This is a genomic window from Photobacterium proteolyticum (genome assembly GCF_001939735.1).
GTDB classification, from domain to species: Bacteria; Pseudomonadota; Gammaproteobacteria; order Enterobacterales; family Vibrionaceae; genus Photobacterium; species Photobacterium proteolyticum.
In genome coordinates this window covers 77,325-92,537 of the sequence record NZ_MJIL01000084.1, presented here as the reverse complement: position 1 = coordinate 92,537, position 15,213 = coordinate 77,325, and the positions used below count along the sequence as shown (strand labels likewise).

The 15,213-nt window shown below is 46.9% G+C and carries 12 protein-coding genes; 11 read left to right on the top strand and 1 reads right to left on the bottom strand.

Annotated elements, in window-relative coordinates:
* Positions 1 to 76: 76 nt before the first annotated feature.
* From csx16 to BIT28_RS16775, 10 genes are all read left to right on the top strand, one after another.
* A complete protein-coding gene (gene csx16, locus BIT28_RS16820; protein WP_075765809.1) occupies positions 77 to 1,309 on the top strand; it encodes a CRISPR-associated protein Csx16 in 1,233 nt (410 codons plus the stop codon).
* Between the two features lie 150 nt (positions 1,310 to 1,459).
* A complete protein-coding gene (locus tag BIT28_RS16815; RefSeq protein WP_075765807.1) occupies positions 1,460 to 3,175 on the top strand; it encodes a Cas10/Cmr2 second palm domain-containing protein in 1,716 nt (571 codons plus the stop codon).
* Positions 3,172 to 3,783 carry an RAMP superfamily CRISPR-associated protein gene (locus BIT28_RS16810; protein WP_075765805.1) on the top strand — a complete coding sequence of 204 codons (612 nt, stop codon included), beginning with the start codon at positions 3,172 to 3,174 and terminating at the stop codon, positions 3,781 to 3,783. Before BIT28_RS16815 ends, BIT28_RS16810 begins: the two co-directional genes overlap by 4 nt.
* A gap of 2 nt (positions 3,784 to 3,785) precedes the next feature.
* Complete coding sequence (locus BIT28_RS16805; RefSeq protein WP_075765803.1) at positions 3,786 to 5,378, top strand: type III-B CRISPR module-associated Cmr3 family protein; 1,593 nt, start codon at positions 3,786 to 3,788, stop codon at positions 5,376 to 5,378.
* Positions 5,371 to 6,843, top strand: coding sequence for an RAMP superfamily CRISPR-associated protein (locus tag BIT28_RS16800; protein WP_075765801.1), 1,473 nt, complete (start codon positions 5,371 to 5,373; stop codon positions 6,841 to 6,843). The genes BIT28_RS16805 and BIT28_RS16800 overlap by 8 nt, the downstream gene beginning before the upstream one ends.
* Positions 6,840 to 7,355, top strand: coding sequence for a hypothetical protein (locus BIT28_RS16795; protein ID WP_075765799.1), 516 nt, complete (start codon positions 6,840 to 6,842; stop codon positions 7,353 to 7,355). The genes BIT28_RS16800 and BIT28_RS16795 overlap by 4 nt, the downstream gene beginning before the upstream one ends.
* Positions 7,355 to 9,640 (top strand): TIGR03986 family type III CRISPR-associated RAMP protein, encoded by a 2,286-nt coding sequence (locus BIT28_RS16790; protein ID WP_075765797.1) that lies wholly within the window; start codon positions 7,355 to 7,357, stop codon positions 9,638 to 9,640. Before BIT28_RS16795 ends, BIT28_RS16790 begins: the two co-directional genes overlap by 1 nt.
* Entirely contained in the window at positions 9,640 to 10,536 is an 897-nt protein-coding gene (gene cas6, locus BIT28_RS16785) for a CRISPR system precrRNA processing endoribonuclease RAMP protein Cas6 (RefSeq protein WP_075765795.1), read from the top strand. The genes BIT28_RS16790 and cas6 overlap by 1 nt, the downstream gene beginning before the upstream one ends.
* Positions 10,537 to 10,704: 168 nt before the next feature.
* The gene (gene mog, locus BIT28_RS16780) at positions 10,705 to 11,238 is read left to right on the top strand and encodes a molybdopterin adenylyltransferase (RefSeq protein WP_075765793.1); all 534 of its coding nucleotides are present in this window, start codon (positions 10,705 to 10,707) and stop codon (positions 11,236 to 11,238) included.
* Positions 11,239 to 11,291: 53 nt separating this feature from the next.
* Positions 11,292 to 12,065 carry a lipid-binding SYLF domain-containing protein gene (locus BIT28_RS16775; RefSeq protein ID WP_217696642.1) on the top strand — a complete coding sequence of 258 codons (774 nt, stop codon included), beginning with the start codon at positions 11,292 to 11,294 and terminating at the stop codon, positions 12,063 to 12,065.
* A 115-nt stretch (positions 12,066 to 12,180) separates the two neighbouring features.
* On the opposite strand, the gene BIT28_RS16770 is transcribed toward BIT28_RS16775, so the two are convergent.
* Positions 12,181 to 13,323, bottom strand: a complete 1,143-nt coding sequence (locus BIT28_RS16770) for a GlyGly-CTERM sorting domain-containing protein (protein WP_075765791.1) — start codon at positions 13,321 to 13,323, stop codon at positions 12,181 to 12,183.
* A 553-nt stretch (positions 13,324 to 13,876) separates the two neighbouring features.
* Between BIT28_RS16770 and csm6 the strand changes: the two genes are divergently transcribed.
* Positions 13,877 to 15,208 carry a CRISPR-associated ring nuclease Csm6 gene (gene csm6, locus BIT28_RS16765; RefSeq protein WP_075765789.1) on the top strand — a complete coding sequence of 444 codons (1,332 nt, stop codon included), beginning with the start codon at positions 13,877 to 13,879 and terminating at the stop codon, positions 15,206 to 15,208.
* The last annotated feature ends 5 nt before the right edge of the window (positions 15,209 to 15,213 follow it).

Genomic DNA, 15,213 nt, shown 5'->3' with positions numbered 1-15,213 from the left:
TGGGTAGGATGTTTTAGGGATATTTATATTTACTAATTACTCAATAAATAATTAACACTTCATTCAGAGGTAATTAATGCGCTATCTGGTAACCCGTCACTCAGGGGCAAAGGAGTGGGTGGAGAATAAAGGGATTGCTATTGACCAGTTGCTTGAACATGTCGATCCTTTTCAGTTAAAGGCAGGAGATACTGTTGTCGGAACATTGCCTGTTAACCTGATTGAAAAACTGACCCTTCTCGGTGTTCGTTACTACCACATAAAACTAAATCTTGACGAAAGCCATCGGGGAAAGGAACTGACGGCCGAAGAAATGAATCGCCTGGGGGCGGAAATCGAAGAGTTCAGAGTTAAGCGAGGCAATAACAACTTGATATCAAAATTGAAAACGATAAAAAGCTGGCCGGGTCGGTTCTGGAAATGGCTTAAACGCTGTGAGCAGCATGCCATTATGGTGTGGGTTTATACGACGCTGTCATTGTTGAGCTTTGCCTGGTTTGGTGACGCGATTTCTGGCACCGAAGTGTTTAAAGATTTCTTCTCGTCAAAAGTCATTTATGAAGAGCAAAATTACGAAAGCTTTTTTGGTGTGGTGTTTTTCTGCTTTTATTTGTTTTTTAGCTGGCGATTATTTGAAGTCGGCCGGAAAATTTTCCCGCCAATTCGCGATGTCAAAATGCGCAAGACGTCAAAGCCTACCAAGGTGCTTATTTTTAATCTTTCTCCCTTGCAAAATAAAAATAAATTAGAAATACAAAATGGTCAGTTCGTCATTAACTTTGATGACAATAAGCAGGTTACCTTGCATGGCAGTAATATAGAAAGTGATATCTCGACATTAACTGAATTGGAAGGTGATGGAATAAGGTGGAACTGGACGCAAATGCTGCGCGGTATTAATAGCCATCAGCATAAAGTTGAGAAGATCATATTAGTGATGACCGAAACAACCCGTAACGGGGAGAGAGAAGTTGCGGGCTCCGATAAAGGTGGCGAGATGGCCAGGCAGTTGCTGTCGTCTTATTTTGCAGGCAGTAATACTGAAATCATTCTTCATTCCGAGTTTGTCGAGGTGAGTGATGTAAGCCGCTCCTACCACGTTTATAACACGATGATCAGCTCCCTGATTGAAGAGGGATATGACGAAACGGATATCACCGTGGATATAACAGGCGGTACGTCAACCTTAAGTACAGCCTGTGCAATGGCTACCTTGCACAACCGGGCGCAATTTCAGTATGTCAGCACGGATGGAACGGGGTCACTTACGCAATATGATTTGCAGTTGAATCTTCCACAGAAAAAATAGGCCGGGTACTCAGTTCGGCAGGTAAGTAATGAGACAGGCTGCATAAGTTTAAAAGTGTGCATTATGCAGCGTCTTGAATATATTTTCTGTGTCAATATGTGTTTTTTGTATGGTTTTCTCTCGAATTATCGACAGGGAGTAGTTCTGATTATGTTTTGTTATCTCTTCGAGGCAAAGTCGATTCAGAGTTATCTGTTTCGTAATGGCAAGTTGAAGGATGTGATTGCGGCCAGTGAAAGGCTGGACCGCCTGGTTGATTCCTCGGAATCCAGTGTGTTGCACTATGTACTTAATAATGCAGGTTTGATATCGGACTTGCTGTCACCGGATATGGAAGAAAAAGCGGGACTGATTCGTTTTCTGCGCTGCAAAGGCGGGGCGTTTTATGCCTATTGCGCCGAGGAAGCGCCGCTTGTTCAGTTACGTTCTTTGTGGACCCTGTCGATACAACAGTTGTTTCCGACCCTTGAGTTTACCGATGCACTGACGGAAGCGCCGTCGCTGCGAGAGGCTGTTTCCGCCGGGCATAAACAGTTGGCCGCAGATAGAAACGCCCCGGTGATTAAGCTACCGTTCGCCTCGGCGATTACCTCTCGGTACCAACGCACTGGCGCAGTTAGGGTGCCCGTGATTGAGGATGCCAAACGGGCGTCTTTGAAATCGGAGCTTGAAGACGATACCTTCGATCTTGATACCTCGCTTCATCGTCAGGCCTATCAGGTAATAGGGCTAAGGAATACCTCTCCGCTTCAGCAGCGCTTTACTCCGACTGGGCATGATGAGATTTATTACCCTATTAATATCGAAGAAGATTTTGCCTTCTCGGCAAGTGGTGTTATTGGCGATAACAGTGATGCGGCCAAGGATATCGCCCTGATTCATATTGACGGGAATGGGCTGGGTATTTTGTTGATGGCGATGCGTGATGCCCTCGAGGGCAAAACGGATGAAGAATACCGTAAAGGCTTCAGGCTTTTTTCCGAATCGCTGGGGGAAGCCACTATTCAGGCTGCCAGGGAGGCCACGGCAGTTGTCTACGAGCATGGACGATACAATAAAGACGGTAAAACCTATTTGCCTATGCGTCCGCTGGTACTGGGCGGCGATGATTTGACCTTGTTATGCCGTGCCGATCTGGCTCTGGAATATAGCCGGGTATTTTGCCAGACATTTAAAAAAGCCTCGGAGCAGTGTCTGAAACCACTTTTCCGTCAGTACCTCAAGAAAACCAGCCTGAAGCCTTTCCTTACCGCCAGTGGTGGCGTGCTGTTTCATAAGGCTGGCCACCCGTTTACTCATAGTCATCATTTGGTTGAAAGTTTATGTGATGCCGCGAAGAAGCTGACTAAGTCGGTAAACGAAACGGATAAGCAGGTAGGCCCGGCAGCTCTGGCTATCTTCCGTTTATCTAATGCCGTGTCCGATGACTTTGAGCAATTGCACAAGCAAACCTACCAGTTTGATTTGGATAACAAACGCAGTATTGCTTACGCCCAGTCAGCCTTTTTCGTTGAGCCCCAGGGGCAAAGAGGCAGCCTTGAGTTGTTACAGCGGTTGGCTAAATGCTGTCGACAGCGGGGCGCCGTTATGCCAATGAACCGCTGGCGTCAGATGGCGACCTGGCTAAGCCAGGGTAATTTTGCCGAAGCCGACAGGTTGTATGAGCGAGCTATGTCGTTGACGACTCAACCTATGTTACGGGAAGAGCTTGAAGAAATGCTCCGTGCCTTTGCGCCGGAAGGAAAGGCAACGGGATGGTTCTGGCATAAAGAGAAGGGAGTTAGTGAGAGCATTATTGGCGATTTGCTGATTGTTGATCATTTCCGCCCGGTTGAAGCGCCAGTCAGTAAGGAGGCTGAACTATGAGCACGTTGTATTTAAAGTTTGAGTTATGTTCTGACTGGCATATCGGTAATGGCAAAGAAGCCGGCGCCTATGCCGATGCAATGGTTCTTAAAGATGCTCACGGCCTGCCTTATTTGCCCGGCAAGGGAATTAAGGGCTTGTTGAAGGAGGCATTTAGTCTTTGCGCAAAAAATCAGTGGTTCGGTGATAACAGTGATGCATTGGTTAACCAATTGTTTGGGGTTGAAGAGTACTCGGGCGTTGAGGCTCAGGGAATGTTGCAGATTTCCAGTGGCCGCTTATCAGATGGTGAGCAGGCGTATTTTATTCAGCACCCGGATGCAAAGCGGTATTTATACCGTGTGGTGCAATCGACGGCGATTGACCATGAAAGTGGTGTTGCACTGAAAGGCAGCCTGCGGAGCATGGAGGTAGTCGTGCCCTTAGTGCTGGAGGCGGAAGTCACAATGAATACGGCACATCCGTCTTATGCAGCCTCGGGGCTGACCGAAGAGCTGTTTTCTCGTTATTTATCTGAAGCGGTGACGATGATCACCTCGTTGGGGGCCAAGCGCCATCGGGGCTTAGGTCAGGTGATGGTTTCCGTACAGCCCAACAGTGGAGAGTAACCATGCGCATCTACTACACATTAACCACACGTGATCCCGTTATTGTCAGTCAAAGTGCTGCAACAACCAATAACCATGAGTGCCTGGATTATATTCCTGGCAGTGCAATACTCGGTGCTGTTGCTGCTCAGTTGTATTCCAAAGGCAATGATGCTGAAAATTGGCGACGTTTTCACAGTGGCCAAACTCGATTTAGCCCATGTTATCCAGTGGTAGAAGGCAAACTGGCCTTTCCTACACCAGCAAGCTGGCATTTTCAAAAAGGCAAAAAAGCGGTAAATGCCGATCGCTACGATGTTGATGTGATCACCAATCATGCCTGTGTGACTTTCGAGCGTGATCATGAAAACTACAAAAGTATCCAGTTCAAGCAGTGCCGCGACGGTTACTTGAGCCCGGAAGGCGGTGCTGCAAGCGTCAAGCAATCCCTGACCACGAAAACGGCATTGAATCCTGATACCGGCAGTGCAAAAGAAGGTCAGTTATTTTCTTATGCCTATATCGAGTCGGATCAGACATTTGCGGGCTGGGTTGATTGCGATAGCGCGGATGAACAGGATTTGCGTGCAGCGTTAGAGGGTACGTTACGAATTGGCCGGTCACGAAATACCGAGTTTGGACGGGTGACGATTACCTTCTTGCCGGAAACCGCGGCTTTGCAACCAGACAGAGCCGAGGGTAATGGCTATCTGACCGTGTGGTGTCTGAGTGACTGTGAGCTGTTAGATAACAATGGAATGCCAACCCTGTCGCCTGAGGCAAGTTTAATTCACCCATCGCTGCGGGCTTCTCTGGTCGCAGATCGCACTTTCGTTCGCAGCCAGCAAATCAGCCGGTTTAACCAGAAACGTAAAGGGTTAGATGGTGAGCAGGTGCTGATTAGCAAAGGTTCGGTATTGGTATATGCACTTGAAGAGGCAATGACACCGGCAGAGATAAGCGAGGTTGTTCATGCCATAGAGCAGCAAGGTATCGGGATTAACCGCCAGCAAGGTTTGGGTTGGGTATATGTAAATCCTGACTGGTCATATCAGGATGTATTGCAATCTGAACGGTTGTTTTCATCGATAGAGGCGCCAGTGGCAACTTCTAAATCCGCTTTGGGGGTTGATTCTCCATTGATCCGCTGGGTTGAGGAGCAGCTTGGTCAGGATCATATTCACTCTACCCGTGAGGAAACGGTGAAGACGTTGCTTGGCCAGATTTGCGAGGGGTACCTCAATGCAAGGCGTTATAACCATATTCTGATCAGCAACGAGGCTGGCCCGTCTTCTACACAGTGGCGGCGGATTAGCGAGCGGGTTCGTTTGGCTGAAGGATGCTGGACTGAAGGCATTTTTGACGGTGAGCATGCGATATGCAAACCGGGAAATGACGAGTTGGGTTGGGGTATCCAGTGGCAGGGAACAGACAAATTGCTGACCTTTGCCTCTTTGTTTAAGGGGATAAGCCATCCGGCCGGAAAGGCAATGGATATCGCGACAATGCGAATATTACTGGAAAGGCTGTGCCGCTATGATCTCTCGACATGGCAGGGTTTGAAACAAATGGCAAGGGTGTTGGATAAGGAACTGGAGGACACCACGGATGAGTAAAGTTCACCATTATCGCGTTGTAATCGAAACTCAGTCGCCAATGGCTATCAATACCGGTGGGCGTGAAACGGGTTTTGATGCCCAGCTAGCCAGAGACGCGAACGGCTTGCCATATATTCCGGCTACGGCAGTTGCCGGTGTCTGGTCGCATCTGGTTGAATCCCGTCTTGGCAAGGACGTGCGCAAGTTGTGGTTTGGTTCGACGGAGGTGAGCTCGGTACTCACCATTACCAATGGCCTTATCCACGATAGCACGAATTGTCCGGTAACCGGGTTGAGAAGTCAGCAGTCGCTGACGACAGACCCTTTATTGGCGCTGATGACTCAGGAGCGCCCGTTGCACCGCGAGAGAGTCCGCATCAATGATCGGGGCGTTGCTGCCGATACGGGTAAGTTTGATCAGTTATTGCTGCCGAAAGGCGTGAGGTTTAGCCTGAGCATTGACTGGCATGATAACGCTGCCAAAGAGTTGCAGGTGCAATGGCCGGAGCTGCTGGCCTGCTGGGGCGACAGACGGTTTGCTTTAGGTGCCAATACGCGTAATGGCTTGGGGCAGATCCGGGTTGTAGCTTGTGAGTATACTCAGGCCGACCTTTCTACCGGGCCTCAGAGCGGTCGCCTGCTGCAAGATGCTAGAAAACTCGACAAGGTACCTACAACACTGGACGCGAGCTGGCCGACAGATGATGACGGTCTCTTGTTTGCCTCGTTGCCACTCAAGGCGCTGGATAACTGGCGTTGCGGTGCGGGTTCTGTCTTGCTGGGAGAGGAAAACGCTGAGGTAGATATTCTGACTTACAGCGAGGCCGCTGTAAACTGGTCGAATAATGTCGGCAAGCTAGGCGACGCTGAGCCAGTATTGTGTGGCAGCAGCATCAAAGGCATGCTGGCTCATCGTATTGCCTACCACTACCGCCGTCACAGTGGCGACTGGGCCGAGCAAAAAGATCAAGTTATCGAACAAGCCTGGCAACAGGAAGCGACTCGCTATGCCCCAGGGGAAGCCGAGGCGCACAAAGCCAACTTTATCCATCAGCAGTGGGAGCTGGCTCCCCAAGAACTGAGCGCCATTTTTGGCCTTGCTGATGAAGAACACGATAACTCTCTGGCTGGTAAGCTATTTGTTGATGATTGCCCGGTAAGTTTTCAGCATACCGTGATCCGCCAACACAACAGTATTGACCGTTTTACCGGTGGTGTCCGTCAAGGGGCACTTTTTAACGAACAGCTTCTGTATCAGCCGGAATTTACCTTAAAGCTCTGGGTTGCTCCGGACAATGCCGTTAGCCCTGCTTTATCACAGGCGATTATAGATACGCTGGATGATTTGAAACACGGGTTATTGCCGTTGGGTGCAGGAAGCGGTCGAGGGGCAAGCCTGGTTGAACACCATCAAGAACAGCCATGGTTGGTGAATGAATCAACGCTGAACGTTGTGGCGGTAGCTGAGGAGGCCGGACAATGAGCATGAACGACTATCAGAAGTTAAAAGGCCATAACGAAGCCATGGAAAATGTGCTCGGGTGCGAATTGCCCGATCTCGCTGGGTGTCATTTAGTTATTAATACCTTTAGGGACTTGACTGCAGAACAGGTTGCCTCGGAAGTAGAGGCCTTTCAACCTGTCCAGGGCTGGGTAATGTACCGCGATCGAGTGGTGGTTGATGACAGGGCGCCGAGTCGACATGATTTTATTGAAGGTGAATGGTGTCGTGGTGGGGATAGCCTGAAAACTCGCCTGCTGGGCGATGGTACTTACCAGTTAATCAGCATGCAGTTAGACGAGAAAGACAATGGGGAGCATGCCTGCCGGGAGCAAGTGGTTTACTTACGTTCGGGGTTGGCAGTGGATGCTCTGGAGAACCCTGAGGCAGCAATATATCGGCTTTGGTGGCAGCAGGAGAAACAGGGGCCGAGAAAAGGGCGCTGGATACCATTGGCTCAGCAATTTGTTGGCTTTCACAAGGAGAGTAAGTAATGGAATACCGTAAAGATGTTCATGCCCCTTACCATTTTGTACCGTTGTCGAAGTGGAACTTTATGCCAAGTTGGGCCAACTTGGTTAGCCATGATGTGCCATTTGAAGATGGCTTGAGCGGTGTCATTACATACTCTCTGAAAAACAAAACACCCTTGTGTGTAGGCGGGCACCAGGTCGAGCAGGGTAAGAAAGATGTTCATGGTAAGCGCACTCAACCAACCTTGGTTCAGTGGGCCAGAGATCCGCTGGGCAACCCGGTTATTCCGTCAACCAGCCTCAAAGGCATGATCCGTAATGTACTGGAAATAGCAACCTTTGGTAAATTTGGCTCCATTGATGATCATCATTATTCGTTTCGTGATATCTCAAATGCCGAGACTCGATACGCCAGAGAAGTGCGCGAATCCGACACTCAAGCCTATTGGCTAAAATTTGATGCTGAGCTGAAACGTTGGACGTTGCGAAGAGCAAGCCATACGGTTTTGTTCCACGATGAGTTTAATAAACACACTAAATGTAAAATCGTTAATGAATCTCACAAGCAGCCAGCCGAAGAGAAATACCAAAAGTGGCCTTTGAAAAATGATGCTATTTCTTTTGATGTCGCAGAAAGGCGCATAGAGGGAACAAAGGGCAAAATGGTGAAGGTGGCCCGGGCTGCCGCGCTGGGTGATGGTAAGCTTCATGGGTACCCTGTTTTTACCAGCTTCCGCCCAGGGAGCAAGAAGTATACTTCGACAAGACTGAATTTCAGTTACCTATTTTACGGTGAAGAGCAAACCGTGGTTAGCCTGCCCGATTTAAATCGCATGGCAAATAAACTGTTCGATAATCACAGTGAAAGCTTGGTTTCTTATCTGAAAAAAAATCCTCACCCACAGTTGGGTATTCCGGTTTTTGCCAAAGAGAAACAAGGGAAAATTCTGGCACTCGGCTTTGCCCAGATGCCGCGAAAACTTTATGACAAGTCGGTCAAAACGGTTGCCCATCAGACTCAAAAGCTGGCGGAATCGGCTCATGTGTTTGATATGGCAGAACTGATGTTTGGTACTATTCGCGAGAAAGGTTTCAGCCTGAAGAGCCGTGTGTTTTTCTCTGATCTCAGTTGTGATGACAACAAGGGGATATCGACTTCTTCACCGGCCATTCTCGGTGAACCCAAGGCAAGTTTTTTGGCTGGATACCTAGAGCAGAATGGTGGTAAACAAGCGGTTGTTTACAATGAACTCAGCCAGTATGAAGCCAATTCCACCTTGAAAGGTTGGAAGTATTATCCGGCAAGGCCAACGTTTAAAGCTCACCTGCCTCAGGACTTGAAAAATAAACCGGCAGTTCAGACTCAGCTTGAGCTAATGCAAGCTGGCAGCAAGTTTAGCGGCAGAATAGTATTTCATAACCTCAAACCTGAAGAGTTGGGGGCACTGCTTTGGGCGTTAGAGTGGGGGGGCTGTGAAGAGGCTCACCATATTCTGGGCCATGGTAAACCGCTTGGGGCTGGTGCGGTGAAAGTATCCGTTGAACAGTGCAAGGCGAAGTCGGCAAGGGGCGAAATGGCTGAAAACAGCCAGGCATATATTGCAAAATTCAAGTCGATGATGGAAGAGCACTACCCCGGCAAACAGTGGGAGGAAAGCCCACAATTACAGCACTTATTGGCCTTTGCCAATCTGGCTGAGAATGAAGGTAAGCCTTTGTCCTATATGCCGCTGCAAAGCAAGGATTATAGTGTGACTACTTATACCAGTGCGCTTAAGGGTAGAGAAAAACAAGTACTGCCAGACTGGCGGCATAAGGGCAAATCCTTATCGCGCAATGAGTTGTTCACCAACAGTGATGTAGGGAGTGCCTTCGGCCAGGGGAGGTTAAGTGCACTGGTTGAGCATTGTCGAAATGAAGGCAGTTTGTCGACCCATGAAGGCAATTTGTTCGGAGCGTCAGAGCAAGAGCGTAAAGTCGCAGAGAAAGCAGAGAAGTTTGCGGCAATGTCTGAACAGGAACAAGCGTTCTATGCATTAAAAGAGAAGCTCAACCTGACCGAGGTCAAGGCCAGCAAGGATATGCGGCAGAGTTACAATAACCAGATTGAGTCGTTGTTAGATCAGTGCTTGGCAGGGGGTATTGAAGGAGATTTTCATCAAGAGTTTCATGATATGTGTTGTGACAAAAAGGTAAGTGCTTATTTGGATTTGGCTAACAATAAAAGGAATAAGCCAAAATTAAATCAACGAAAGGAAAAACTGAAAAGGCTGGAAGATAAGTATGGCCTTCAGGGGCAAAGCTAATGGGGCCAGCGCTTGCTTACCTCGCCGAACAGTTTCAACTGCTGCGTTTGCGGGTGTGCGTGCAATTACAACAAGATTGCACGCTGCCGGCTTTCAAAGGCTCAATGTTGCATGGCTGGTTTGGCCATGCCCTGAAAAAAGCCGATGAACAGGCGTATTTTGTTTGCTATGGCGAACATGCTAATCGTCAGCCAAAGCCGTACCTGATCTCTCCGCCAGAGGATCATAAGATTCAGTGGAGGAAAGGGGAGCTGCTGCACTTTGAATTAGCATTGTTCGGAAGCGCTGTAAGTTTGGTGGACAAGCTGTTACTGGCACTGAAGTTGGGGGAGAAAATGGGCTTTGGCAGAGCACACACTCCCTTTCAAGTAATCAGTGTCAGTTCAGTCTTGCCGTCAAGAGTGTGCGCTGGTGTTGAAACCTTCACGTTGGCTCAGGTGCTTTCTCAGTCGTTACCGGCAACACTGCCGATAGCTGATTGTGAGTTGGCGCTCTATTTGCAAACACCAGTGAGGTTTAAACATCATGGCAGGCTGCTTGACCGGCAGCCGCCGGAGTTGGAGTTTTGGCTTAATCACGTATTACGGCGACTCAAACAGCTCAGTCAGTTTTGGGTGTGTGATGATGCGTCGTTGTTTGACCACCTTTATGAGCAACGTCCGCAGCTTGGTGGTTATCAGCTGACGAGCCATTGCTACTTTGAAGATTGGCAGCGCTACTCGATGAAAGCGAAATCCCAGCTACCGTTTGGTGGTCTAAAAGGGCAGGTAAGCTTTTATGGTGAGATAGGTGAAGCACTACCGTTACTTGTAGTCGGTGAACAGCTGAATATTGGCGGAAAAACAACGTTTGGATTGGGGCGGTATCAGCTTATTCAACCTCCATCGCTGGCATGACAACGGTTAACCGATTTAATCAGGACGTTTTTTGTGATTTAGAGGTTTATCCCGCTCATTTTATTCCTTAAACTTGCATTTAATCTGATTGTATTGCGGGCTGATTAGTTTTTGTCGGCTCGTAACGGATCTACCTAACATGCAAGACGTAAGTCTGAGGGATAACAAATGACAAAAGCTAGAATTGGTATTGTAACGGTCAGCGACCGTGCAAGTGCTGGTGTATACGATGATATTTCAGGCAAGGCAATTATCGAGACATTGAATGACTACCTCGTTTCAGAATGGGAGCCGGTGTACGAAGTGATCCCTGATGAGCAGGACGTTATCGAAGCGACGCTGATCAAAATGGCTGACGAACTCGACTGTAGCCTGATTGTGACAACGGGTGGTACTGGTCCGGCTAAACGTGATGTTACTCCTGAGGCCACAGAAGCTGTTTGTGATCGTATGATGCCGGGCTTTGGTGAACTAATGCGCGCCGAGTCGTTGAAGTTTGTACCGACTGCCATCTTGTCACGTCAAACAGCAGGACTTCGTGCTGATAGCCTGATTGTGAACTTACCGGGTAAGCCGAAATCTATTCGTGAATGTCTGGATGCCGTTTTCCCTGCTATACCTTACTGTATTGATTTGATGGAAGGCCCCTACCTTGAGTGTAACGAAGAGGTGATGAAGCCTTTCCGTCCTAAAAAGAAGTAATCGTAACTGATATGCTGGTAGCCGTTTGGGTTGCCAGCACTACTCGGAGAGATATCGTGAAGGTAAAAGCACTTGTTGTACTGGTGAGCTTGCTGGCGATGCCAGCACATGCCAGTTGGGAGAAGCTGAAGGAAACAGCATCAGATATCGGCAGCAAAGTCAGCGAAAGCTCAAAAAAAGCTTGGGATAGCGTGTCGGAGTTTTCGAAAGAGACTTGGGATTCGGTATCAAGCTGGGGCGAGGAGGCGTTTAATACCGCCGGTGAGTGGACAGATGCTTCTATCGAGAAGGGCAAAGAGTGGCTGGCAGCCGGTGAAGCCAAGCTCGATGAGATGCTGGAGCCTGAAACCCCCGAGGAAGCACGATTGGCCCTGGATACGATGTCTGATACCGCGCTGGTGCGGCTGTTCAATGAGCAACCCTCAGCGAAGTTGTTGTTTGACCAAGCCTATGGCTATGCCGTATTTGATTCGCGTAAATTTTCTCTGATGCTTCATACCAGTCAAGGGGCCGGCGTTGCCGTTAATCGGAAAACAGATCAACGCACCTACATGAAAATGTTTGGCGCTGGACTGGCAGCAGGAATTGGCGGTAAGTTTTATCAGCAGATTATTTTGTTTGAAGACCAGAAAACCTTTGATGGCTTCGTCGATGATGGCTGGGAGGCTACCTCAGAAATGGGCGCAGTGGCTGGCACGGAAAGTGCGGAGCTGACGGCAAAATATAATGGTGGTATAGCAATCTATCAGATTGATGAAAAAGGCTTTTTGCTTGATGCCAATATATCTGGTTCAAAATACTGGATTGATACTGATCTCACTCCTTGAGATAGTTTGGATAAAATTCTGTTTTTGTCACCATGCAAAGAACCTATGCAAACACGCTACTTCAGCCTTGAATTGGTAAAGAAGTAGCGTATGGTTTGCGGCCTAGATTTTGTGTTTACGATTTACGTCTGCGCATTCCCAATAAGGCGAGTAACCCAATTCCAGCTATACCCAGGCTACCTCCAGAACCTCCAGACGTTGAAGTAGATACGCCGGGGGCTGTAGAACCGTCGGGCATTATGCTTTCATTATTTTCACTTGGAGGCGTGATTTCTCCGGACAATGTAATTGAATAGTCATTGATCGTCGCCGGGTTCTTGCTATTTAGGTAATCCATGGTGTCGAACCGGCTGACAGATATCAGATCATTATAATAAAAGTACTGGGTTTTAAACTCGCCGTAAATAAAGTATCCGGCCGGGTGGAAGACATAGGTACTGTTTGGGCGAAATGCGTGAAGCGTATCGACGATATTTCCCTGCCAGTCTGTGAAAATAATTTTGTCATCGTTATAGACTTCAAAGGCAATGAGGTTGTCGGAATAGGCGACAGGTCTGGTTCTGCTATCCTGATGGACAGGGTAGTCATAGACGACAGTATTGTTGTTATCTGAAATTTGGATATTGTTCCCGTTACGCACATAGCTATATTTGATGTTGAGTTTTTTAAACGTATCGGTGTTTGAGTACTCAGCCAAACTGGTTGGGTCGACAAACACTGTATTGCCACCGCTTTGACACTCAAAGTAGCCAGATGAGGTGTTGCAAGAATCATAGTTTGTATAATTCACTGTATTCATTTTATTGTCGAACTCGGTCAGCTGTTTTGATGACTTGACGAAGAATACAAGATGACTATTGTCGTTCACGATACCGGTGTCACTATCCTCATTAAAGTTAACGTTGATTTTAGAGAAGGATTTGGTGCTGTTATCCCATGCTCCTAGCTCCTGGTTTCGATTATAGAGCCACATATCACCGTTCTCTGACGCGGCCTTCCAGACTAAGTTATCTTTCATGTCAAGTACAAACTCTTCAACGAGATTACCGTTAAAGTCTTGTCGTTCGTATTTAACGATATAATCGTTGTAACCTTTTCGGTATTGTTTGGTAACAGCCATCGAACCATCAGTAAAAATAATCGGAGGTTGATCAGTTCCGATGACATAAGAGTCGTGAGTGATGGTTTCGGCAATGGCATTAGTGCTGAGAAGCGCGGCAATTGTGATTGATACTGGCGTAAGATTTAAGTTTTTCATGATATTCCCTCTTTGGGTCACTAAATAGTTCCTATTGGCAAACTACTTTTATGACTCGTCTCTGCATTCATAGTGACTTGTTGAGGGAAAGCTTAACGATAAGGGAAAAATAAATTTTCCATCACGAATTTGTGACTAAACACTATAAGTAAGAAAGCCGAGTGAAATATTATGGTTTATACCCAAGCTACCTCAAGATGCAGGATTCAGAGTGAGACCAGCGAGCTCAGTTCAAGGAAAATGACGGTAGGAATGGCTTCTCCCTTTCAACGTTATTTGACACAGAAATGGGTCGCTGGCTCACTCCCAAAGGGCGAGTTCTAGTTCTTTTAAATAGATAGGGACTTCTATGCGTTGTTACCGATTATTAATTTAGAGCCACTGGATTTTCTAATCGGTGCCTAGCCTACAAGCCAAGTAATTCTCGCTGAAACGAGCATCTTGAGGTAGCTTGGGTATATTACATGTTAGTTTCACAAATTTGCATTAAGCCCCAGATTCAACAGTTGATATATATATTATGTGAACTGGGTTAGAGAAAGGTGCAACAATAATGACAAAGAAAAATGTATTACTGGCCATAACTGGGCTAGCACCTCAGGTTGTTACTGAAACACTGAACGGTATTGTTGATGGTGGATTGGATTGGCCAGATGAAGTGCAGATAATCACTACGGCTACCGGTAAAGAACGTGTTGTTACACATTTGCTTACAGCGAATGAAGGTGAGAAGACGATTATTGAGCAGTTTTGTGAAGAATATAATGTGCCGATTCCGCATTTTAGTCAGGATACGATCTTTGTTATCCCGGATGCTAATGGTTGTGCTGTTGATGATGCCCGTACGTGCGAAGATCAAGAAGCGTTGGCTAACTTCATTGTCAGGCACGTAGCTCGCTTATGCTCAGATGATAATGTCCACTTGCATGCTTCATTAGCAGGTGGAAGAAAGACGATGACCTTCTTTCTTGGATATGCAATGGCTTTATTTTCTCGTGCTAGTGACCGATTAACTCATGTATTAGTCGATGCAAAGTACGAACTTAACCCTCATTTTTACTATCGAACCAAGAAAACGTGTCGGATTGAAGGACGAGGTAAAAATGAATATCTAAATGCCAGTGAAGCAACTATTGTACTGGCAGAAATACCTTATATTCGACATCAAAGTCACTTAGATACTGATTATTTGAAGAATAATGAAAATGTATCATATAGGGAGCTGACTCTTTTTCAGAATGGTGTCAATGAGATAGATGAAATTAAACTTAACTTTCATTTGGTTCAGAGAAAAGTTACTTTTAGTGGTGAGACTATACCTACAAAAGATATCTATTTTGAGGATGATTCCATTATTCTTGCCTTTTATAGCATGATAGCAAACCAGATCAAGTTACATGGTTTTACAGATGTTTTTTCTCTCCGAAATGGTGAGAAAAGTTTAATCCTGACAGAATTATTTCTACAAGAAATGGAAAAAATCGCTGGTGTGAAAAGAAACTGCTTTCTAAAAGAGATCATGGAGAATGATGAATTCGCCTATGATGAGGAGGCATTTATTGCCCGTGCCAGTAAACTTACGGAGAAAGGTTTGGTAAGAGGTGGTGTTACGACCGACTTATCAGCGACTTACAATCAGATTAGAGAGGGCATGTCTTATCGCTTCTTTAATGACAAAAGAAACTTATTGATTAAAAAGCTAAAAGAGCATTTTCCAATAGAATTTGTTGAGGTTATACGGCCCGCACAAGTCTATGATAAGCATGATAGGTCAAAGCTGAGGGAATACTCATCAGGTGGACAGCAAGGAGGGGCTTATGGCCTGTGGCTAAAGCCAGAAAATATATCGTACAAACAGTCAATGATAATGTCTGGCGTGTTTTGATATAT

Coding starts and splice junctions, on each gene's coding strand:
- csx16 (WP_075765809.1), top strand. CDS start 77: ATGCGCTATCTGGTAACCCGTCACTCAGGGGCAAAGGAGTGGGTGGAG.
- BIT28_RS16805 (WP_075765803.1), top strand. CDS start 3,786: ATGCGCATCTACTACACATTAACCACACGTGATCCCGTTATTGTCAGT.
- BIT28_RS16770 (WP_075765791.1), bottom strand. CDS start 13,323: ATGAAAAACTTAAATCTTACGCCAGTATCAATCACAATTGCCGCGCTT.
- csm6 (WP_075765789.1), top strand. CDS start 13,877: ATGACAAAGAAAAATGTATTACTGGCCATAACTGGGCTAGCACCTCAG.
- BIT28_RS16800 (WP_075765801.1), top strand. CDS start 5,371: ATGAGTAAAGTTCACCATTATCGCGTTGTAATCGAAACTCAGTCGCCA.
- BIT28_RS16795 (WP_075765799.1), top strand. CDS start 6,840: ATGAGCATGAACGACTATCAGAAGTTAAAAGGCCATAACGAAGCCATG.
- BIT28_RS16790 (WP_075765797.1), top strand. CDS start 7,355: ATGGAATACCGTAAAGATGTTCATGCCCCTTACCATTTTGTACCGTTG.
- cas6 (WP_075765795.1), top strand. CDS start 9,640: ATGGGGCCAGCGCTTGCTTACCTCGCCGAACAGTTTCAACTGCTGCGT.
- mog (WP_075765793.1), top strand. CDS start 10,705: ATGACAAAAGCTAGAATTGGTATTGTAACGGTCAGCGACCGTGCAAGT.
- BIT28_RS16815 (WP_075765807.1), top strand. CDS start 1,460: ATGTTTTGTTATCTCTTCGAGGCAAAGTCGATTCAGAGTTATCTGTTT.
- BIT28_RS16810 (WP_075765805.1), top strand. CDS start 3,172: ATGAGCACGTTGTATTTAAAGTTTGAGTTATGTTCTGACTGGCATATC.